This is a genomic window from Affinundibacterium amnicola (assembly GCF_014284275.1).
In the GTDB taxonomy this organism is placed as follows: Bacteria; Pseudomonadota; Gammaproteobacteria; order Burkholderiales; family Burkholderiaceae_D; genus Undibacterium; species Undibacterium amnicola.
Map to the genome: position 1 here is coordinate 1 of NZ_JACOFU010000004.1, position 19996 is coordinate 19996.

General features: G+C 46.8%; 22 protein-coding genes. 1 reads left to right on the forward strand and 21 read right to left on the reverse strand.

Going from position 1 to position 19996, the window contains the following annotated elements:
• Window positions 1-173 precede the first annotated feature (173 nt).
• Complete coding sequence (locus H8K33_RS10570; RefSeq protein WP_186891010.1) at window positions 174-1070, forward strand: polysaccharide deacetylase family protein; 897 nt, start codon at window positions 174-176, stop codon at window positions 1068-1070.
• A 26-nt stretch (window positions 1071-1096) separates the two neighbouring features.
• On the opposite strand, the gene H8K33_RS10575 is transcribed toward H8K33_RS10570, so the two are convergent.
• The 21 genes from H8K33_RS10575 to H8K33_RS10675 form a co-directional block, all read right to left on the reverse strand.
• Entirely contained in the window at window positions 1097-1684 is a 588-nt protein-coding gene (locus tag H8K33_RS10575) for a 4'-phosphopantetheinyl transferase family protein (protein ID WP_186891011.1), read from the reverse strand.
• A 30-nt stretch (window positions 1685-1714) separates the two neighbouring features.
• Window positions 1715-2170, reverse strand: coding sequence for an excinuclease ATPase subunit (locus tag H8K33_RS10580; RefSeq protein WP_186891012.1), 456 nt, complete (start codon window positions 2168-2170; stop codon window positions 1715-1717).
• A 74-nt stretch (window positions 2171-2244) separates the two neighbouring features.
• On the reverse strand, window positions 2245-3474 hold the full coding sequence (locus tag H8K33_RS10585) for a beta-ketoacyl-ACP synthase (protein ID WP_186891013.1): 1230 nt from the start codon (window positions 3472-3474) through the stop codon (window positions 2245-2247).
• The gene (gene fabG / locus H8K33_RS10590; protein WP_186891014.1) at window positions 3471-4202 is read right to left on the reverse strand and encodes a 3-oxoacyl-ACP reductase FabG; all 732 of its coding nucleotides are present in this window, start codon (window positions 4200-4202) and stop codon (window positions 3471-3473) included. The genes H8K33_RS10585 and fabG overlap by 4 nt, the downstream gene beginning before the upstream one ends.
• 89 nt (window positions 4203-4291) lie before the next feature.
• Window positions 4292-4777: a hotdog family protein gene (locus H8K33_RS10595; RefSeq protein WP_186891015.1), complete on the reverse strand. Its 486-nt coding sequence runs from the start codon at window positions 4775-4777 to the stop codon at window positions 4292-4294.
• The gene (locus H8K33_RS10600; RefSeq protein ID WP_186891016.1) at window positions 4770-5972 is read right to left on the reverse strand and encodes a beta-ketoacyl-ACP synthase; all 1203 of its coding nucleotides are present in this window, start codon (window positions 5970-5972) and stop codon (window positions 4770-4772) included. Before H8K33_RS10600 ends, H8K33_RS10595 begins: the two co-directional genes overlap by 8 nt.
• Before the next feature lie 7 nt (window positions 5973-5979).
• A complete protein-coding gene (locus H8K33_RS10605) occupies window positions 5980-6564 on the reverse strand; it encodes a DUF3261 domain-containing protein (protein ID WP_246443516.1) in 585 nt (194 codons plus the stop codon).
• Window positions 6554-9001: an MMPL family transporter gene (locus tag H8K33_RS10610; RefSeq protein ID WP_343043813.1), complete on the reverse strand. Its 2448-nt coding sequence runs from the start codon at window positions 8999-9001 to the stop codon at window positions 6554-6556. Before H8K33_RS10610 ends, H8K33_RS10605 begins: the two co-directional genes overlap by 11 nt.
• Window positions 8998-9627: an outer membrane lipoprotein carrier protein LolA gene (locus H8K33_RS10615; protein ID WP_186891018.1), complete on the reverse strand. Its 630-nt coding sequence runs from the start codon at window positions 9625-9627 to the stop codon at window positions 8998-9000. The genes H8K33_RS10610 and H8K33_RS10615 overlap by 4 nt, the downstream gene beginning before the upstream one ends.
• Window positions 9621-10067, reverse strand: coding sequence for an acyl-CoA thioesterase (locus tag H8K33_RS10620; RefSeq protein ID WP_186891019.1), 447 nt, complete (start codon window positions 10065-10067; stop codon window positions 9621-9623). Before H8K33_RS10620 ends, H8K33_RS10615 begins: the two co-directional genes overlap by 7 nt.
• Before the next feature lie 17 nt (window positions 10068-10084).
• On the reverse strand, window positions 10085-11641 hold the full coding sequence (locus H8K33_RS10625) for an HAL/PAL/TAL family ammonia-lyase (RefSeq protein ID WP_186891020.1): 1557 nt from the start codon (window positions 11639-11641) through the stop codon (window positions 10085-10087).
• Window positions 11628-12611: an LpxL/LpxP family acyltransferase gene (locus H8K33_RS10630; protein WP_186891021.1), complete on the reverse strand. Its 984-nt coding sequence runs from the start codon at window positions 12609-12611 to the stop codon at window positions 11628-11630. The genes H8K33_RS10625 and H8K33_RS10630 overlap by 14 nt, the downstream gene beginning before the upstream one ends.
• Before the next feature lie 4 nt (window positions 12612-12615).
• Entirely contained in the window at window positions 12616-13407 is a 792-nt protein-coding gene (locus H8K33_RS10635; RefSeq protein ID WP_186891022.1) for a glycosyltransferase family 2 protein, read from the reverse strand.
• Between the two features lie 16 nt (window positions 13408-13423).
• Entirely contained in the window at window positions 13424-14500 is a 1077-nt protein-coding gene (locus H8K33_RS10640; RefSeq protein WP_186891023.1) for a class I SAM-dependent methyltransferase, read from the reverse strand.
• Window positions 14494-16368 carry an AMP-binding protein gene (locus tag H8K33_RS10645; protein ID WP_186891024.1) on the reverse strand — a complete coding sequence of 625 codons (1875 nt, stop codon included), beginning with the start codon at window positions 16366-16368 and terminating at the stop codon, window positions 14494-14496. The genes H8K33_RS10640 and H8K33_RS10645 overlap by 7 nt, the downstream gene beginning before the upstream one ends.
• Entirely contained in the window at window positions 16361-16921 is a 561-nt protein-coding gene (locus H8K33_RS10650) for a COG4648 family protein (protein ID WP_186891025.1), read from the reverse strand. Before H8K33_RS10650 ends, H8K33_RS10645 begins: the two co-directional genes overlap by 8 nt.
• A 9-nt stretch (window positions 16922-16930) precedes the next feature.
• Complete coding sequence (locus tag H8K33_RS10655) at window positions 16931-17194, reverse strand: acyl carrier protein (RefSeq protein WP_246443518.1); 264 nt, start codon at window positions 17192-17194, stop codon at window positions 16931-16933.
• A 12-nt stretch (window positions 17195-17206) separates the two neighbouring features.
• A complete protein-coding gene (locus H8K33_RS10660; RefSeq protein WP_186891026.1) occupies window positions 17207-17461 on the reverse strand; it encodes a phosphopantetheine-binding protein in 255 nt (84 codons plus the stop codon).
• Entirely contained in the window at window positions 17454-18242 is a 789-nt protein-coding gene (locus H8K33_RS10665; RefSeq protein WP_186891027.1) for a lysophospholipid acyltransferase family protein, read from the reverse strand. Before H8K33_RS10665 ends, H8K33_RS10660 begins: the two co-directional genes overlap by 8 nt.
• Window positions 18229-18996: a beta-ketoacyl synthase chain length factor gene (locus H8K33_RS10670; RefSeq protein WP_186891028.1), complete on the reverse strand. Its 768-nt coding sequence runs from the start codon at window positions 18994-18996 to the stop codon at window positions 18229-18231. The genes H8K33_RS10665 and H8K33_RS10670 overlap by 14 nt, the downstream gene beginning before the upstream one ends.
• A 335-nt stretch (window positions 18997-19331) precedes the next feature.
• A complete protein-coding gene (locus tag H8K33_RS10675; RefSeq protein WP_186891029.1) occupies window positions 19332-19985 on the reverse strand; it encodes a DsbA family protein in 654 nt (217 codons plus the stop codon).
• Between the last annotated feature and the right edge of the window lie 11 nt (window positions 19986-19996).

Here is a 19996-nt window from a genome sequence, read left to right on the forward strand (position 1 = left end):
TGGCAAAACGCACGATGGACAGCGTTGCATCTCTTGCTGGGGCGGCCAGCCGCAGCGGCGAGATGCGCCTTGCCATCCTGCGTTTTGCCAAGAACGCATTGCCCAAATATTAGGTCAACACGCCCTAATAGACAATGCCGTAAAATCCTAACATTTCAGTCTCTGCCGCTAAGATGAACTACATCTATTTTCGCTATCTATTGTTTTTATTCATATATATTCCCTTTTTGAATACTTCACATGCAGAGCAGCCACAAAGTATCTCGATTAACTCACCCGCCGCCTCCCCTACTCCCATTCGATTTCTACTGACATTTGATGATGGCCCTAGTGCCTCCGAGTATGACAATCCTAGCGAAAAAATATTGAATGTTCTGAAGACGAATCCTTTTCAGAACGACATCAAAGCCATTTTTTTTACTCAAACTCAGGCCAAAGGCGCTGGCGGTTCTGAGCATGGTCGTAAGCTATTAAAACGAATGCATGACACGGGTCATGAGCTGGCCTTTCATACAGCGACACCAGGACATGCCAATCATCGCTTTTTATCTGAACAAGAATTGCGGTGTTCATTGAAACAAGGTATTGCTGACTTGACGGATGTGCGAAGTAGTTCACCACAGTTAGTACGGCCACCATTTTGGAGTTATGACGAAAAGACTTTAGCGATCTACCATGAAAATAATCTGCAGATGTTATTGACGGATTTGAGTGCCAATGACGGTGTGATTTATGTCTTTAATTTTAGTTTTACCAAGCGCAAGAATATGCGCAAAATGTTGTTGGCCTTGCGCCCACGCTGGCAGGCGGGAGAATTACCGAACCTTGATGGTGCAACGCCTATCGTCGTGACTTTCCATGATATTAATCGTTACACCGCGAGTCACATGGAAGAGTATCTAGAGATTTTGCTAGATGTGGCAAAAGAATTAGAGATGCCGACGACAACACTTCCTTTTTACGACAAGCATGATGAGATGCTGCGCGCTGCCCTGTTGAAAACGACTAAAGATAGTAGTGTTAAACCAGCGTTGCCGGGAATTTGGAATTGGCTATGGAGCTGGCTTTGAAGCTGATTCTGAAGTTAGATTGGTCACTAAATGACCTCTAGTATTTCTGGCGTTTGAGTAAAAGCTTTGTCGCTACAAACAGCAATGGCAAGTTCTGGATGAGGTAGATGGCGTAAATCCTGGCAAGCTAGATGTAATTTCAACTGCGCCTCTTGAGCCGCCCAACAACGATAAAAATACTCACTCTGTTCTGCTGTGCTTAAAGCATGTAACGTCGCATTTTGTTGTGCATCGAAACTATGTGCGGCTAGCGCCAACACATCACGTTGTCTATCAATGACTTCAATATCTAAACCGATTTTTGCGTCGGTTCTGATACCGCAAGCGATCCATTCCCAGCTATGTGAAATACTAAATCCAGGTTTTTCGGTATTCAGTAAATTTAAATAGGGTGCATTGTTTGCTTGTTCGATTAACGGCACTGCTGCTGCTGATATGCCCAAATGCAAAGCGAGATGTTGGCGGAGTAAGTAACGACCAACGAGAAATTGTCTGGCGCGTTCCGCTCTCTGAAAACGAAGGTAACGCGCCATCTCGTCGTGAGAAAGATCGCATTTCAGACTATCTAAGCGCGAGTCTGGAAAGTCTTTGAGATGAGCAAGGTAAATGTACATAGTGAGATTTCACCTTGCTCAACGATACGATTAATTTTTGATCTTAACGAAGTCGCCTTTAAGTGCGACACCTGCCATGATTGCGCCCGCATGGCATTCAAATTCTGTTTCGCTGGAGAATTCCACGTTGTTGTAATTGCTGACGATATTGATGACCGCATTGGCGCCTAGCTCTTTGGCACGTGCTTGTAGTTGCAACATAGCGGATAAGAATACCCAGTTACAGGCTTTTTCATCCGATTTGCCGAAGGCATTGGTTTTTTTACTGGTTTTGTCGGACACAAATCGTTGCTCAATTGCTGGCGTTGCTTGTTTGCCGAAATAGAATTTGACTGAATCGCCCAGACGCGCAGTGGCATCATTCGCTGCCATACCTCCTACTATTGGTAACATCACTTTTCTATCATTTGCATGTGCGTCATTGCTTGCAAGATTGAGTGTAGTGACGAGTGCTATGCTACAGACAGCGAAGATGAAGGGTTTCATTTTTTATTTCCTTATAGTGATTTACAAGTGAAGATTTAAGATCAAAAATTTGGCATTAAAGTGCTTTTAGTTTCTCACATCCATTTTTTAAAAATGAGTGATGTATTAATGCCGCCAAACGCAAAATTGTTTGACATCACATAATCGCAATGAATTTCTCTCGCTTCATTGCTGATGTAATCAAGTACCGCGCATTGTGGGTCTAATTGCGTCAGATTGATAGTCGGCGCAAACCAGCTTTCACGCATCATTTGTATGCTGATCCAGGCTTCTAAAGCACCGCAGGCACCTAAGGTATGTCCCATATAACTTTTTAAAGAGCTAATCGGTATGCGTGCGCCAAATACTTGCGCGGTGGCATGCGATTCGGCGATGTCGCCGTGTTGCGTACCAGTGCCGTGAGCATTTACGTAGCCAATATCATCGGGCTGCAAATTGGCATCTTCTAAAGCTAATTGCATCGCGATCTTCATAGTTTCTGCATTCGGTTGAGTGACATGACAACCATCGCTATTCGTACCGAAACCAACCAACTCTGCGAAGATGGTAGCGCCGCGTGCTCGTGCATGTTCGAGCTCTTCCAATATCAGACAACCAGCGCCTTCACCTATCACCAAACCATCGCGCTTGGCATCGAATGGACTAGGCGTGGTGTCTGGTGCTGTGTTCTTAACACTGGTCGCGAATAAGGTGTCGAATACCGCAGCTTCGGTGGCGCAAAGTTCTTCTGCGCCGCCAGCGACCATCGCGATTTGTTTACCGCTACGTATCGCTTCATAAGCGTAACCTATTCCTTGACTGCCAGAGGTGCAGGCCGACGAAGTCGTAATGACGCGACCGGTAATGCCGAAGAAAACACCAACATTGACGGGTGCGGTGTGGGCCATCATCTTGATATAGGTGGTGGCGTTAATGCCCTTGGTGGTGCGCTCTTCCATCATGCGTCCAAAATCGCCGATGGCGCTGGGTGTGCCGGCCGATGATCCAAAAGACACGCCCATCTTGCCACTGGTCAGTAGCGGATGTTCCAGCAAACCGGCCTGTTCCAGCGCTAGTTCACTGGCACGGGTTGCCATTAATGCGACCCGACCCATGCTGCGTATGGCCTTTCGGTGGTAACGCTCATTCAATTCGAATGGTGCGGCGGGTACGCCTAATTGCGTATTCAGGCCTTCATAGTCGGCCCAATTGTCCATGCGCACGACAGCATTTTTGTAGCTACCTAAATGCTGGCGTATGCTGGTCCAATCATTACCGAGTGGGCTAATACCTGCCATGCCTGTGACCACGACTCTATGATTCATGCCATACCTCCATTCACGGAAATAACTTGTCGTGTGACATAGGCGGCGTCTTCATGCATCAGAAAACTGACGACCGCGGCGACTTCTTCCGGTTTGCCGACCCGGCGCGCGGGTATCAGTTTCATGGCTTCTTCTAAAGGCACTTCACTGATCATATCGGTTTCGATTAATCCTGGTGCAACGCAATTTACGGTGATGGCGCGTTTTGCCAGTTCGATTGCCAAAGCTTTGGTGGCACCGATAATCCCAGCTTTGGCGGCGCTGTAATTCACCTGTCCACGATTGCCGATCAAACCAGATACCGAGGCCATGGTAACGATGCGCCCTGGTTTGCGGCGCTGTACCAGTGGCATCACCAAGGGATTGAGTACATTGTAAAAACCGTCCAGATTGGTTTGCATGACGAGATCCCAATCTTCACCTGACATCGCCGGAAAAGCATTGTCGCGCGCGACGCCCGCATTGCACACTACACCATAGTAGCAACCGTGTTCTTCTATATCCTGATTCAGGATCGTTGCAGTTTGTTCGCGTTGACTAATATCAAATTGCAATACGCGCACCTTCCTGCCTAGTTTGATGATGTCTTGTGCGACGGCGTCTGCCTGCTGACGTTCGCTACGACAATGCAGGACGAGGTCGTAACCATCACGTGCTAAGCGCAAGGCAATCGCTTTGCCTATGCCACGTGAGGAACCTGTTACGAGTATGCTTAGATTTTTATTCATAAAAATGTCGTACTTATTTTTTGGAAGCCACTTATTTGGGCAAATTATTTGTAGAGCTATTTTTTACTGACCTGAGGTATTGCTCAAAATCATATCGGTTTTCCTTGCAGAAAATCCGCAACATTGTTGGGCTGAAACACAGTAATGGTGGCCGTCGCTAAGGCTGTTTCAGGATGCTTTGTATCGTGTATTGTGCATTCAAATGCACCCAAACCATTATCACCCTGTAAAGCGCGATGAATATGAACGTGCAAAATAGCGCCCAGTGTAAACTGTGCCGCCCGGCTTTCAAAGCGTCGTGTCCCAAGCAAGAAGCCCACTTTGACAGCTTCACCTCTGGTATGCGCCAGATAGCCAGCATGGGCAGCGATTGCTTGTGCCATGTACTCAATGCCAACCCAAGCACCGACACCGTTACCATCATAAAACAGGCTGGTTGCATGGATAGTGACTTCGGCACACAGATTTTCTTCGTCCGCCATGACGACGCTATCTAATAAGACCATAGGATCTTGATGCGGAACCAGTTTATGAATAGGCGGATAGCTGCGTGCTTCTTCCTTCACTTTATTCATGGTCTACCCTCCCTAATATCAGGCTGGCATTTGAACCGCCAAAAGCAAAGGAATTACTGAGCGCATAACGTAGCGGTCTGCCAAGCTTGCTCTGGCTTTGACTTAAATTGAGCGTCGGTAATTCGGGATCAGGTACGCCATCCCATAAATGCGCGGGCACCTGACCTTCAGGATTGTCGTCTTGCATGCTAATCCAGCATAAAGCAGCTTCGATTGCCGCCGCCGCACCCAGCGTATGCCCCGTGAAGCCTTTGGTGGAACTGACCAAAACTTGTTCACCAAATAACGCATGAATTACGCGGGACTCCATCGCATCATTTTGCAGTGTAGCAGTGCCGTGCATATTGATGTAGTCGATATCTGCGACAGAGATTTCTGCACGATTCAGCGCTTGTTGTATCGCCAAAATAGCGCCAGCACCTGTCGGATCAGGGGCTGACATATGATGGCCGTCCGAAGATTCTCCCCAGCCTAGTAAAGCAACAGTAGAAGGTTCTTTGGACATTAAGAACAAAGCCGCACCTTCACCAATATTGATGCCATCGCGATGCAGGCTCATAGGTCGACATTGTTGCTTGCTGACGGATTCCAATGCCGAAAAACCGGCGACCGTAAACGCGCACAGGCTATCTACGCCGCCAGTAATCACGGCATCGCATACACCCATCTTAATTAATCGGGCGGCGCTCGCCATCGCTTTGGCACTGGAAGAACAAGCGCTGGAATGCACATAAGCAGGTCCACTCACTTGCAATTCGGTGGCAAGAAAATCAGCAACTGAGCCCATCTCTTGTTGCGCGTAGTGAAAATCTGGTGGCAATACACCATGTTCAGCGTGATAGCGTAAGGCTTGTTCAGTGCCGCTAATACCTGAGGTACTTGTACCCAGCACGATACCTATGCGATCTGCGCCGTATTTTTGTCTCGCGGCTTCTATCTCAGGGCGAATTTGCTGTAATGCAGCTAGCGCCAGTTGATTATTCCGACTGCCGAATTTTAATTGTAAGTGAGGCGGCAGATGACTAATCTCAGGTAACTTGGATGTCACCACGCCCAACGGCAAGCTGTTGCCGCTGGACCAGGCATCGGTCATGCGAATACCGGTACACGCGTGCTTGAGTAAGTTCTGCTTAACCTCGTCTAGCTGGTCGCCCAGCGCGCAGATAATGCCGCATGCATTGAGAAAAAATGTCATAGGATTTTTATTCTTTGGCTGTCTGTATGGTCAGGCGATATTTGTAATGCAGATTATCCAAAGTCACGGTGCCTGCCCAGCGTGCTTCTTCGCTGTAATGAATCTTGGCGATGACGGTATCGTTCTCATACAGCACACGATCACGGCCAATTTCGGTGATGCGCCATGATGGGGGTAAATGTTGTGCGATAACTTCCACTGGCCACAGGGTTAACTGAATATCCTCCAGCACATCTTCGGCACGCACTTGTTGCGGCAACATGAAGTGACGCCAGGTTTTGATTTCTTTGCCATCAAAATGCACAGTCAAAACGCGTTGTCCAAATGCCAGACCCACTAATTCCAAGCGCTCTTTATCAATTTCTAATGCAGCATCAAGATCATCCGTTTTATTTTCACGTTCTACTTTTAAGTGCTGCTGAATACTGATATTCGCGCCCAGTGTTGCTGGTGTTAGTTTCAGATTAAGACGTTTTGCCGCAGGCGGTGGCGCTTCGCTGCATGCACTCAGCAGGACTACCATGCTGAGGCTGATTGCGAGATGTTTGAAATGCTTGAAGGCCATAGTTGTCCATGTCAGATTAGCTTGCATCGGTTTCTCCATGAGCGGTAGAGGTTTGCGCCGTATTTTTATTGTGAATGAAAAAAGGCACAATAAACCAGACCAAAGCCGTGCCAATTAACATCGTTAATCCAAAGGCACGCAAAGCGGGCGTATTGCTCAAAGCAAGCAAGCCAAATGAAAGTATGGTGCTGGCGGCGGATAAGCCAGTTGCCAACCACGCTAAGTTTCTGGATTGTGTTGCTGCCTCTTCAGTGGTTTGGCGGTTTTGTTCTTGCATAAAAATGCCGTAATCTACCCCTATACCTAGCAGCAACATTAGGGCCAGTATATGAAATAACTGTAAGGCCTGAGCACTGATACCCAGTAGCGCTAGTGTAAAAATACTTGCCAGCGCGGCTGGTGCCAGCGTGCGCCAGGTGTCCTTGCGATAACGGTGAAACATCAGGCCGAAAACGAGCAAATAAGCGCCGATTAATACCCAGCCCATATTCTGACGATAGCGTCCAAGCACAGAAGAAATTTCGGCAATCTTATCAACCCATTGCACACCTTCTACGCCCGTAGCAAGTTGACTTAACTTGCTAATTTCGCCGTACTTCAAACCCTTGATCGCGACGATGCTGGCGTAATGATTGTCTATCTTGCCCAGCCATAAATGACGCGTGGCCTGACTCGCCGTGCTTAGGAAAAAGTTCTCTACGGTCAGTGTCTGGTTTGACTCTAATAAATGTTGCCGTATGTTTGCCTGCCACGCTGCATCTTCTTCGATTTTTTCAGCAATGATTTTGAGTGGGCCGTCTTTGCTTAAAAGCTTGTCTTCTATTAGTGCGCGATTATCGGTTTGGGTTTTCATTGAAGGCACCCAATTGGAAATCGCCTGATAACCACTTAATACTTTTTGTGTGATCAGCGGATCTAAAGCACGTTTTAAATTCTCTTCACGTTGCAAAACAACTTCTGCCGATTCGCCGCGTACCAGAAAATATTGTACCGGTGTTGGCGCATCTAACAATTTACCAAACTTCATTTGATCGCTGACCAGATGTTTGGGTGGCGTTTGCAGAGAACGGATATCGTCATTGGTACTAAGACGTGATAAACCATAAACACTGACGACACAAATCAATAGCGCGACGATCCAGAGACTACGTGACTTCTGCGGCAGCATGAAAAATTGCAAGAGATGATTGTAGCGCTCAACCAGTTTGCCACTTTTCAGTGAGTTCGCATGGACCAATTGTGGAAACCAGCAAACCACGGTGAACCAGGCAAAGATCAGACCCACCGCAGAAAATACTGCCATGTGGCGTAAGCCTGGAAATGGCGTTAACGCTAATCCAAGATAACCAATAATCGCACACAATAACGTCAGCAAGAGACCAGGAATTAACTGTCTGAGCAAAGTTCGGGAATCGACTTGGGCGGTTCCCAGACGATGGCAAAGAAAATAAATACCATAGTCCTGTGCGATGCCAATCAGACTGGCGCCAAATACTAGCGTCAGTAAATGAATGCGATCAAATAGTAAAACGCATACCGATAAAGCACCTAAGAAACCAACGCCGATTGACAGCAATATCAGGCCGATAGGTTTCAAGGAATGAAAGCTGATCCACATCAATACGATGATACCAATCAGCGAACCTAAGCCTATCGTTGACACTTCTTGATTGGCTTGCTGTCCTGCGGCAGCAGCATGCAGCACGACGCCGGTGCTGATGATCTCGATTTTGTTGTTGGGATTTTGTGATGCGCTGGCACGTGCTGCCGTCGCTGCCTGTTCTAGTAGTGGAATAACTTTTTCTTGCGCGGTTAACGAAAATGCGGGCGGCACTAGAGTAATAGGTAGCAGGATGTATTGCTGTTTGGCGTCTGCCACGAACAGATGACCATCACGTGGACGCACTGGCGTTTCTTGTGCTCGCTCTTGTACCCAGGTGTCGAAAGTGCCAAAAGGATCGTCTTGAAATGCACCGAGTTTAGGACCAGAGAACGCACTATAAAGTTTGCTTAATGCGGTATTTGCCCATGCCTCGGATGTGCCGGTTTTAAGCTGATTTTGTTGTTGTACGGTGAGTAAGCCTAGGCGATTTTTTTGGAATGGTGCCAGCCAATCGCTTTGGGTTTTTTCACTTAAGCTGGTGATGTCAAATAAGTCTTTGTGCGTGGCGAGCACTTGGGTGTAGGCATTCGCAGCTTTTTTTGTATCTTCCCAGTCTTCTGCACCAATCAAAACGATGACACGCTGTTGCGCAGCATCGACCATGTGGGTAAACGATTGCTGCAATACCGGATCGCGTTCTTGCACGGGTAACAGCGCCAGAATATCGGTATCTGGTGTGATGCGTTTACCCAGCCACAGATAGCTATTGTGAGCCACCAATAAAGCAACGACCAATGCCCAGATGGCGAACCAGCCCCAGCCCTTGGTTTTCATCGAAAAAAGTAAATTCAGGCGTTTCAAAATAAAGCAGCCTCTTCCGCGGTGATGGCAGTTTCACCAGTTTTGATCTCAGAAAAAACGATGCTGGTGCGATCACCGCTAGCTTCGTTCATTTGTATATTTTTGACGTAGATGCCACCGTCCAGTGCGATCACGCCTATGGCCTTAGCTAAAGCAGCTTCGCGGGCCTTGAGATTGACTTTCCAACTAGTTACGTCAACGCTACCTTCAACTTCAAACAAAGATTCGAGCTGGCTTAAATCGCCAGACAAGAGGGAAAACAAGACACTGTTAATCATACGCACGACGGGCTCTTGCTTAGCATCTAAACGCATCGCCATGCGTTCACCTTGAAAATGGACGATCTCGTCGCGCGTCAGGCGTAAGGTATTTGGAAACGGTTGCAAGGTGCGCCACAGCACGCCTTTGCTCGCCAGTACGCAGAAGCGTCCATTCGATAGTAGCGGTTTTTTCATACCCACCAAATGCTTGGTTTGGTCGAAACGACCACAAAGAACTTTTGGTTTTGCCAGCATGTTTTGAATGGCAGGCACCGGGTTTGCAGCTAAGGCTTGATCGCTGAAAAAGCCAGACAGCAGTATCAAATTCAGGCAGAAGATTTTAATTTCTATTTTAATTTTTAGCATGCTGGTATTCCTAATTTTTCAAACAAAATCGGAGGCGAGACAAAACACATTTCGCCTTTATGTATGTCTACCGCGACTTGTGTGGTGCTGGCGCGTGTCAGTCTTTGTCCGTTGCTGGCATCGCTGATCAGATAATTAATCACTAAGCGGTTTTCCCATTCCACAATCTCGGCACGCAATGTCAGCTTTTGTCCAAAACTGGCAGAAGCGATGTAACGCAATTGCATGTCGATGACAGGCCAGGCATAACCCGATGCTCTCATCTGTTCATAGTTGTAATTGATCTTATCGAGCAGCGCGCATCGCACAATTTCCAGATACTTCACGTAATTACCATGCCAGACAATTTGCATAGGATCGAGATCAAAGAACTGCACTTGCAGTTCTGTTTCTGCGAACCATTTGCTGATCTGCTTATTTTTACGGATGATTTTAGACATAAGGTTTGAAAACCAGTTTACACATACAGTTGCCAGTTTTGCGACCGCATACTTTCCAGTAATTCGCGCAACTCTGGGTCTAAACGACGATCCTCTTGTATCGGTGCAATTTGTGTTTCCAGCGCTTGCATCATCTGAGTGACCGATGGCGATAGTGTTAGTTCAGGATTGCTTTGCTGGCGCAACCAAACACCCTGTCGCACTGTAATGAGTAAAGCGGCTGCAACCTGTTCTGTCAATTCAAGCACGCGCAGGCAATCACGGGCGGCAATTGTGCCCATGCTGACTTTGTCTTGATTATGGCATTCAGTTGAACGCGAAAAGACCGAAGCTGGCATGGTGAGTTTTAGTGCTTCGGCAGTCCAGGCCGATGCGCTGATTTGTAAGGCTTTCAAACCGTGATTAATCGCTGCACGTGGACCTTGCATGCCAGATAAATTGGCGGGTAAACCATGGTTGTAACGGCTATCGACCATCAATGCCATTTGACGATCCAACAAATCTGCCAGATTGGCCACCGCATTTTTCATACCGTCCATGGCGAAAGCAATATGGCCGCCGTAGAAATGTCCGCCATGTAAAACGCGTTCATTATCGGCATCGATAATCGGATTGTCGTTAGCGCTGTTTAATTCATTTTCAATCGCCTGACGGAAGAACGGCAGGGCATCAGCCAGTACACCGATCACGTGCGGCGCGCAACGTATCGAGTAACGATCTTGCAGGCGTTTGCCATTGCGTTCTGCTTCGCCCGCAGGTAAATCTTGACGCAGCCAAGCCGCGATGTTTTGCATACCAGCGTGCGGTTTCACTGAAAACAGGGTTTCATCGAAATGGTGAGCGTTACCGTCTAAAGTAATCGAGGCCATCGCTGTAATGCGGGTAGTCAATTGGGTCAAATACGCAGCTCTATCGTAGGCCAGACAGGCCAGCGCAGTCATGACTGCTGTGCCATTCATAATGGCCAGACCTTCTTTAGGGCGCAGGCGTAAAGGCTGCATGCCAGCTTCTTGCAATGCTTGTGCCGCCGTAATTTGTACGCCATTGCGCATGACTTCACGTTCGCCGCAAAGGACAGCTGCTAAGTAAGACAGCGGTGTTAAATCGCCGCTGGCGCCGACCGAGCCTTCGGAGGGAATTAGCGGCAATAAATCGGCATCGAGCAGGCCGGCGATTTGCTCTAATAACTCTATGCTGACACCAGAAAAACCCTTGGACAAGGAAGCCAGACGTGTCGCCAGTACCGCGCGGGTTTGCTCTGCATCCAGATATTGACCGAGGCCGCAGCCATGATAGGTGTACAAATGATGAGGCAATTCAGCGACTAAATCGGCGGGAACATTGACGGTGCAAGAATCGCCGTAACCCGTTGTCACGCCATAAATCGTGCCCTCTTCGCGTAGCAAGCGATCTAAAAAATCAGCACCACGGGTAATCGCCGCACGAAACTCGGGCGCGGTCGATAGTTTTGCCTGCGCCTTGGTTTGCGCCAGCGCGACGATATCTTCTATCGTTAAACGGGAGCGATCAAATTGAACCACAGGTTGGGAGGAATTGAGGTCAGCGGGATGCATCAGAAATATCCAATTGGGAAGCGGCACTGCTGGTACTGTCACCAGCCAGATGCCAAAAATCATAAAAATTAAACCATTGTAGCGGTGCACGTTCGCAAAAAGCGCCTAAGCGTTCAGCGTACTTGCTCGCCAATGTTTGAAATGTCTGTTCTCGTTCTGAGCGTTTGGGGTTGACCGATTCGCAGAGTAATTCGAAGTGCACTTGTGGCACACCATTAACGGGTAAGGAGAACAAAAGATAGACAGGGCAGCGTAATAAACTAGCCAAGACATACGGACCTATGGGGAACGCGGCTGGTTTCCCTAAAAAACTGGCGATAGTCACGCGTGGGTTGGGCGATACCGGTACACGATCGCCTGCGATCACCACAAAACCACCTTGCGCGACTCTTTCCGCTAACAGTATCGCGGTAGCGGGTGTCATGTCGGTCACTTGCAATAAATCGAGCTGACTGTCTGGATTAAGTTTTGCCATCATGCGATTGAAACTTTGTGCATGTTTGGTATGCACTAAGATAGTCAGTCTGACTTCGGGAAAGCGACGCGATAAGACACGACACATATCAATATTGCCCAGGTGTGAACAGATTAATATCGCACCCTTTTTTTCCACGACTTGTTGGTGCAAAGATTCTTGTCCGTAATATTCGACCTGATCAACCTTGAACAAACCGCCCCATAACAGCATCTTGTCGAGTATGGTTTCGGCAAAGGCCGCGAAGTGATGGATCACACCGAGTAAGCTGGTTGAAACTTGCAAAGACGTATGCGTGTTAAGTTGTTGCAAGTAGGTTTGCGATGCGTTTCGCGCTTTTTTTTGCGTCAGTACATACCAGCACAACACCGGATACAAAACGATGCGGAAAGGCCAGCGCCCGAGCAGACGGTAGATCCAAAAGAGCAAACGCATGCCAGCCACAAAACTGACTTCATTCAAACTGGCCCAATGCATTTTCTTTGATTCTTGCATGATGCTAGTCTCGTTTTTTCTGTTTGGTGCGCTTTATTGTACGCATCAATAAATGTGGCAGACGCAACAGCATGCCAAAAAATAGGCGGGTATGCATGGCGGTGATCAAAGCGTTATCGCGCCATACGCGGAAATGTGAGACACCATCGGCTGGGTAGCCAACCCGTGTACCTTCATTCACCACTTCAAGTCCATCCCAATACAGACGTACCAAAATATCCGTATCAAAATTCATACGCGAACCAATTTTGTGTCGCGACATTAACGTGATCACGGGGGCAACAGGGTAGACTCGAAAGCCACACATAGAATCGCGGATGGCGAAGGAGAGTGTATTAATCCAAACCCAAACATGAGTTAGGTAACGTGCATACAAGCGCAGCTTGGGAACCGATTCATCGTAAATCGGATAGCCAGCGATGACTGCGGCTGGATATGTCTCTGCTTGTTTTAAGAATCTTGCGATATCGGCGACACAATGCTGACCATCGGCATCAACTTGCAGTAAATGGCTATAGCCATTTTTTGCCGCGTACTCAAATCCAGTTAAGACCGCCGCACCTTTGCCCTGATTTTGTACATGCCTTAACAATACGACTTGCGCTGAATATGTTTGCTGTAGCTGATCAAGTACCGTTGCACATGCATGGCTACTGCCATCATCCACCAAGATACAAGGTGTGTCAAAACGCAGCACCGCTTCAACCACCGCCGCAATGGCATGCTCATGGTTATAAACGGGAATCACCACGCAGGGCTTAAAGCTAGGATTCGAATTAGAGTTCAACGCAGACATAGAGATCAATAAAAATTTAAGCTACTTTTGCAAAACGCAATAAGGAATGGCAATAGCCAATACCATCGCGCGCTGTGAGCAATTTTAATCCCGCCGCTTCTGCCAAACGGATGTAATCAGTGCTCTCGTAAATTTTGCTATTACCACTCGCCATCGCCGTGAAATAAGGCGAGGTATTGATTAAGCAATAGGAGGCGATGTCGTATTGTTGCCTATCCCAAAAAGTATCCATAATCAGCAATTGTCCATTCGGCACTAATGCCTTTGCTGCTCGTTCTAAGATGCTGAAAATAGCGGATTCGGAGAAGCAACTGAGAAATTGGCTCATCCAGATCAGATCCATGTTCTCGGGCAAGGTCGCTGTGGTATCGAGTAAATTAGTCGGATGAAAATGCGCACGCTCATGCAAACCTTGTGCATTCAAATTTTCTTCCGCAACTTTGAGCTGCACTGGTAGGTCAACCAAATGCAATTCAGTTTCTTGGTTATAACTTAATGCCGCATAACTAAATTTACCGGTATTCGCGCCAATATCCATTACACGTCGTGGCGCAGTCGCAAATACGTCAGGCATGATGCTCGGGAAGGAGGTATCGGAATAAAAATGATCAAAATCGAACCAACTGGTTTTTGCCGGTTCTGGCAGCGTCGATAAACCTTCATAAATTGTCGCCCATGGACCCAAATTCGCCAGACCCAGTGGCTTTTCTTCGTCTAGCGATTGCTCAAGCTGGAACAGGCCTTGGTAGCAGACATCATGCGTGAAGTTGATATTGATTTGCGTGATGGAATCCGTCAGTACGCAATAGCCTGTTTTATCCAATACATAATGGCCCTCACGTAAATAGACGATGCCAGCAGACAAGCAAGTTTCCAGCACCAGTTTTAAAGCATAGCGACTCCATTTCTCTGTCGCCACTAAATTTTCTAGTGAGATACCTTCGCTACCTGCATCAGCCAAAGCTTGCAACATACCTCGTTTCCATGCATAACGTACGCACTGGAACACGACTGGGCCGAAAGCAATTTTTTGTGCTTCAAAACGTGCGGCAAAAGCACTTTGTTTTTCAGGCGAGAATTTTTTATTTAACATGGAGTTTGAGCTTGTTCAAATAAAACACGACCCCCGGCATGTTGCCCGGCGTCTGAGAAATAACGGAACTGTAAGGCTTGTTTTTGTGCTTGATGAATCAGTTCCATATACACGGGTGTTTCTGCACAGATGACTTGTTGAAATTTGAGCGCTTGAATACCGCAGAAATTTTCTGGTAACGCAAAATACTGTCTGCCGAAATGAATTGCCCAATCAACTTGCACTACACCGGGAAGTACAGGTGCAATAGGAAAATGTCCTTCAAAATACAGCAAGTCTTGAGGGACAATAATTTCGAGAAGTGCGCGCTCAGGCTCTTGTTCTAATAGGCGCCAGTTCGGCTTTATCGGTTGTTTCTTTAATGTATTTGAATCGCCTTGGACTTCAAGTTTGTCTTGGCTTTGTTCTATATTTTCTAATTTGTCTAATAAAGCCAGCAACTGCGCCTGTGTTGTCTTACCTTGTGAATTGACAGGTAAAGCATCCAGATAGCGCCACCGACGTGGTAAGGCGATGGCTTCGACATGCTTGCTGAGTATGCCGCGCAATTGTTGATTCAATGCGAATTTCCCTTGCTCTTGCAAAATCGCTTGCCCTTGTTCCGTTAACACGATGAAGGCGTAGATGTTTTGTCTCTGACTATTCTGTTCAACGAGCAGTTCAGTATTAAGCAACAAGCGAGCTTCATTTACGAGCCCGCTAGACAGCAAAGCCTTTTCCATCAAATCGAGCGAGATACGTTTTTCTTCTATTTTGACTATGCGATCTTGACGTCCGAGTAATTGAAAATGCTGTTGGTTTATCGCATTGACCTGATCGGCAAGGCGGAACCATGTGGTATCAGGCAGATGTGGTGATCGGATTTCTAGCAAATTATTATCGGCAGCAATACGCCACGCCAGTTGCGGGAAAACCTGCCAAGCTTCTTGGTGCGTTTGAACACGCTGACGCCAGGCGATGCCACCTGTTTCTGAGCTGCCATAGACTTCAATTGGCGTTTGTCCCCAGAGCGATTGGATCGCCTCGACGCTGCTTATACTTAAAGGACCACCAGAAGAAAAGACCGCGCGCAATTGCGTTTTTATTTTGGCCCAATCCAGGTGTGCAGGCAAACGTTTCAAATGCGCGGGACTGGCTATTAATGCGCAAGTACCTGTTGCCAAATGCTGCTGTAATTGCTCAGGAAAATTGAGCGCATCCGCATAGATTGCACGGCCTGTGGCAAAAGGCCACAGCACTTTAAATAATAGGCCATAAATATGTTGATGCGACACCGTGGCGTAGATGGTCGCTGAGCCTAGTTTTTCGCCAAAGAGTGACTCTAGCGTAGCAATTTCGGTGGACAGTTGCGACCATTTTTTGGGAATGGCTTGTGCTTCACCAGTACTGCCTGAGGTGTACACGATCAAAGCAGGAAACTCATCTGCTAATACTGGCAGAAAATCAGTACGCGCCATACTGGCTGCGAAAGCAGAATTGACGATTGCAGGCAATTGAGTTTGAAGTTGCGTCTGAAGTTGCGTCTGAAATTGTGTTCGCAGTTGCGTCCTGTATTGATCAGGAAATTCACCGATAAAGACATCGACTTCTTTGACCAGATTGCGGCAATTATTTTCTAAAGTATCTGCTGGCAGAACAACCGTTTTGTGCGCATGCCATGCGGCAAATAATGCTGCCGCGAATTCTATGCTGTCGTTGAGATAGAGTGCGATTTTGTGCTGCGGTATTTGACTGATGTTTGCATGCCAGGTCGCTACTTTTTGGGTGAACATCTCGCGCGTAATCGCGGTCTGAGCTTGCCATCCTATGATGCTGACAGATTTCGCAGCAACAGACTTAGTAGATAAATTTTGGTGAAGATTAAACATGATGACGGCGCTTAAATCGAATTCGAACCAGATATTCGATCACAAATAAACTTCCCATCAAAAGATAGGAAACCACGCCGGTGTACAGCGTCCAGATTTCTTGCGATGCCCAGATCGCGGTGATCAGTGCCATGCTGCCATTAAACACAAAGAAAGCACACCATACTTTCGTCACATTGCGGGTATAGCGAACCGCCACGTCCGGCAAGTCAGGCTCGGTAATCCGTGCAAAGCGTTCCACCATAGATTGTGGTGTCGAGAGACTGTAAGCAAACGCGATGAGAAAAGCCAGATTGACTAAGACCGGATAGAGTTTCAGGGGCAATAAAGCGTTGGTCCAAACGGCAGCCAATACCATCATTAATCCGCACAACGCCGACCAGCGCGCCAGCTTACTGATTTTCAATGCAGGTAAACGTGTTGCAACTAAAACGAGTAATAACACAGCCAACCAGCGCGGTTCTACCTGCCCTTTGCCAAACCAGATTGCCAAGGGATAGATTAGGGTAAGAATGACCGTGAGCGCGGTCAACAAGCGGTGGTCAATGGACATTACTAGACATTACTCCGGTTTTAAATTCGAGAGTGCGTCGATCACATCACCGATAGTACGAATTTGCTTGAATACTTCTGGCTGCAAACGCAAGCCCGTCATTTGTTTTAATCTGACCGCCAGATCAACCGCATCAATGCTGTCGATATCCAAATCAGCATATAAATTGGACTCCAGCGTGAGGTTGGACTTGTCCAGTTCAAACATGTCTGCTAACAGATCAACGACCCATACAAACAATTCATCTTTACTCATTTCACTAACAACAACCATGGCCGTATTTCCTTACTTCTTTCTTTGGGTTTCAATTAATTTTGCCAGCGCATTCACCGAAGCGAAATGTTGGCGCGTGTCTTCTGCGTCGGCAGAGAGGGTGATGCCGTAGCGCTTCTGTAGTGCGACGCCCAATTCCAATGCATCGATCGAATCTAAGCCCAAACCATCGACAAAAAGTGGCGCGGCGTTATCAATGTCGGCAGGCTCTATGTCTTCGAGTTGCAAAACATCAATGATCAATTCTTTGACTTCTTGTTCAAGCATGATGTGCTTTTTCCTGGTTAAAATAGTGTTGTAAAAATTCTGTCAGATGACGTGCTGCCATCACTTCAGAATCGCCTGTCTCGGTAAAACTTTGAATCGGAATATCGTCTTTTACATCAATAACAAACTGCACTTGCCGCTCTGGAATTCGCCACCAAGGCTCACCTTTACCTAAGGTTTGAGGTTCACAATGAATGACTACTGGCGTCAAGTTTTGTAAGCCCCGAACCGCGATATTTGCAGCACCCCGTTTTAGCTGTATGTCACCGTTGGCCGGTGTTCTTGTTCCCTCAGGAAAAATAATTAAATTATTCCCGTCCTTGAGTGTAGCGATGCAAGCTTCTAATAATTCGCTACCTTGCTCGTTATTGATATAGGCCGCCGCCCGCACTGGACCACGGGTAAATAAATTATTCCATAGGCCACTTTTGACGATGCAATCAGCATGCTTTACAAACGCCATTAAGAAAACCGTATCAATCAAGCTGGGATGATTAGCGAGCAACAATAGCCCCTTCCGTTCCAGTTTTTCTTCTCCAATAATTTGATAACGTAGTACACCCAAAAAACTCATTAAACCAATGAAGCCGCGAAAGCTATAACGAATAATGGCTCTGGCGAAATGTATCCGTATCCTCGGCCGTCTAACAAAAAAATATAAGCAAGGAAAGACCAGCAGCCACAAGATAATTCCACCTATGCCAAATGCACTAAAGCTAAATCCGGTCGCGAACAGTCGCCATAGACGTCCAGCCTGTTGCCGTAACTTAGACGGTGACATTATTGCGTGACCAAAGCCAACGTTGATTACCCACAATGCGTTCCAATATGAGTTGCTCGCTTAAGTAAAAACGCAAAATTTCTAATCCTGGCGGAGGAAGGTCAATTGCTATGTCATTGTTTTCGTTCGAGCTCGCTTGCGCATTATTCCAATGCAAGCTAAAACTGTCTTTAGTTACTGGAACGATTAACCAAGCCCATGCATAGGCTTGCTCAATGCATTCTTCGAATTCATGAAAAAATTCTGGCAATGCTTGTTCATAATTAACCAGTAACACTGCTTTCGCGCCATCTTCAAGTAATCCACATGCTTCTATGATTGCATGTTCTATCGTGCTTGAACCCGCCGCAATCGCGATATGATTACTGCGGTCTTTACGCGCAATGGAGAACAAGCCTGCCGTCGCATTATGAACAGCCGAACTAAAACCTATGGGTGAAACGCTTCCTTCCGCTATTTGTTCTTTAATGAGCTCAATTGAGTGAATAACCTCGCCATGGCGTGAGCAAAAAATCGTTGGTACTTCGTTCACATCATCCACGCAGGCATAAGCAACTTCCAGCGCCATGCGACCAAGTAATCGAGCACGACGACGCAGCATCGCTGGCATCGCTTTAACTGCTGGCGATTCCCCATCAGATTCTTGTATGACAGATGCATGCTGCAACCATTCTTGCCAAGCCTGATCCGAATTGAGTCCAGGTGCCCATTGCGCATGTTTTGCTATTGAGAAATGAACGCGATTTGAAGACATAAAAATAGAGGAAATTACACCAAGGGCGGAGCTGAAAAGAACTTATACATTGAACACTCAGTAACTACCACTATTTATTGGTACCAATGTAGGAATGAAGTATTTGTCTAGAAGTTTATCGCCAAAAATAAGTTAGCAATAATATCATGCGCAACAAGGGAACTCAATTCAAATAGCTATCTTCGAGCGATCTCAAAAATTGAAATAATGATGGGTAACAGCCAATTTCCATCGGTTACGCAATAAAACAAACGATGTTTTCGAGAGTTTGAAATAAATGTCATTTAAGTAAAATTTACTTAAATGACAATCAAAACTTAACGCCAGCACTCCCACTACACTACGGAAATTTCTCTCAAATTCTCGATAAGAATTTCCGCTTTCACATAACCAGAACTCAGCATATGCAATCCATCCTCGCGCACCAATAACAACACTGGAAAACCTCGCACACCCCATTGTTGAATCTGTTGGAAATGTTGACGTGTTTCGTCTTTGCATTCGGCGGAGCATAAAGTTTCTAAAAAACTTTCTTGATCAAAGATTTCACTTTGCTCATATTCATTCAAAGCCTTCACTGCAATCTCCGCTAACACCGCTTCTTTGGTGATATCTTTAGCCTCGGCATAAAACGCGTGCTGAATTGCCTGAAACACTGCAAAGTTAATGATAGTCGGCATGTCTTGCGTCAGCATTTTCGCTGCAACGACTGCACGACAAGCAGGTTCCGTATCATAAATAAAGTCTGGTTTATTCAGACCCGTCATATCAAACGGCAAGCCACTTACTTGCTGCACTTTCTCCCAATGTGACAAGATCATGTCGCGCTGATCTGCGTCCATTTTTTGGGTGTTATAAGCACGTAGTCCTCCAAGCACAATATCTAACTCAGCGTCTGGCATGTCAGCCAAAAATCTTTGCAGCTCCAAACTAAATCCATAGCACCAAGAACACATTGGATCGGCAATATAGAGAAATTTTAATGTCATCTTATTTGTCG

What these genes read in the sequence shown, in the direction of transcription:
- H8K33_RS10570 (WP_186891010.1), top strand. Translation starts at nt 174, where the DNA reads ATGAACTACATCTATTTTCGCTATCTATTGTTTTTATTCATATATATT.
- H8K33_RS10575 (WP_186891011.1), bottom strand. Translation starts at nt 1,684, where the DNA reads ATGTACATTTACCTTGCTCATCTCAAAGACTTTCCAGACTCGCGCTTA.
- H8K33_RS10580 (WP_186891012.1), bottom strand. Translation starts at nt 2,170, where the DNA reads ATGAAACCCTTCATCTTCGCTGTCTGTAGCATAGCACTCGTCACTACA.
- H8K33_RS10585 (WP_186891013.1), bottom strand. Translation starts at nt 3,474, where the DNA reads ATGAATCATAGAGTCGTGGTCACAGGCATGGCAGGTATTAGCCCACTC.
- fabG (WP_186891014.1), bottom strand. Translation starts at nt 4,202, where the DNA reads ATGAATAAAAATCTAAGCATACTCGTAACAGGTTCCTCACGTGGCATA.
- H8K33_RS10595 (WP_186891015.1), bottom strand. Translation starts at nt 4,777, where the DNA reads ATGAATAAAGTGAAGGAAGAAGCACGCAGCTATCCGCCTATTCATAAA.
- H8K33_RS10600 (WP_186891016.1), bottom strand. Translation starts at nt 5,972, where the DNA reads ATGACATTTTTTCTCAATGCATGCGGCATTATCTGCGCGCTGGGCGAC.
- H8K33_RS10605 (WP_246443516.1), bottom strand. Translation starts at nt 6,564, where the DNA reads ATGCAAGCTAATCTGACATGGACAACTATGGCCTTCAAGCATTTCAAA.
- H8K33_RS10615 (WP_186891018.1), bottom strand. Translation starts at nt 9,627, where the DNA reads ATGCTAAAAATTAAAATAGAAATTAAAATCTTCTGCCTGAATTTGATA.
- H8K33_RS10620 (WP_186891019.1), bottom strand. Translation starts at nt 10,067, where the DNA reads ATGTCTAAAATCATCCGTAAAAATAAGCAGATCAGCAAATGGTTCGCA.
- H8K33_RS10625 (WP_186891020.1), bottom strand. Translation starts at nt 11,641, where the DNA reads ATGCATCCCGCTGACCTCAATTCCTCCCAACCTGTGGTTCAATTTGAT.
- H8K33_RS10630 (WP_186891021.1), bottom strand. Translation starts at nt 12,611, where the DNA reads ATGCAAGAATCAAAGAAAATGCATTGGGCCAGTTTGAATGAAGTCAGT.
- H8K33_RS10635 (WP_186891022.1), bottom strand. Translation starts at nt 13,407, where the DNA reads ATGTCTGCGTTGAACTCTAATTCGAATCCTAGCTTTAAGCCCTGCGTG.
- H8K33_RS10640 (WP_186891023.1), bottom strand. Translation starts at nt 14,500, where the DNA reads ATGTTAAATAAAAAATTCTCGCCTGAAAAACAAAGTGCTTTTGCCGCA.
- H8K33_RS10645 (WP_186891024.1), bottom strand. Translation starts at nt 16,368, where the DNA reads ATGTTTAATCTTCACCAAAATTTATCTACTAAGTCTGTTGCTGCGAAA.
- H8K33_RS10650 (WP_186891025.1), bottom strand. Translation starts at nt 16,921, where the DNA reads ATGTCCATTGACCACCGCTTGTTGACCGCGCTCACGGTCATTCTTACC.
- H8K33_RS10655 (WP_246443518.1), bottom strand. Translation starts at nt 17,194, where the DNA reads ATGGTTGTTGTTAGTGAAATGAGTAAAGATGAATTGTTTGTATGGGTC.
- H8K33_RS10660 (WP_186891026.1), bottom strand. Translation starts at nt 17,461, where the DNA reads ATGCTTGAACAAGAAGTCAAAGAATTGATCATTGATGTTTTGCAACTC.
- H8K33_RS10665 (WP_186891027.1), bottom strand. Translation starts at nt 18,242, where the DNA reads ATGTCACCGTCTAAGTTACGGCAACAGGCTGGACGTCTATGGCGACTG.
- H8K33_RS10670 (WP_186891028.1), bottom strand. Translation starts at nt 18,996, where the DNA reads ATGTCTTCAAATCGCGTTCATTTCTCAATAGCAAAACATGCGCAATGG.
- H8K33_RS10675 (WP_186891029.1), bottom strand. Translation starts at nt 19,985, where the DNA reads ATGACATTAAAATTTCTCTATATTGCCGATCCAATGTGTTCTTGGTGC.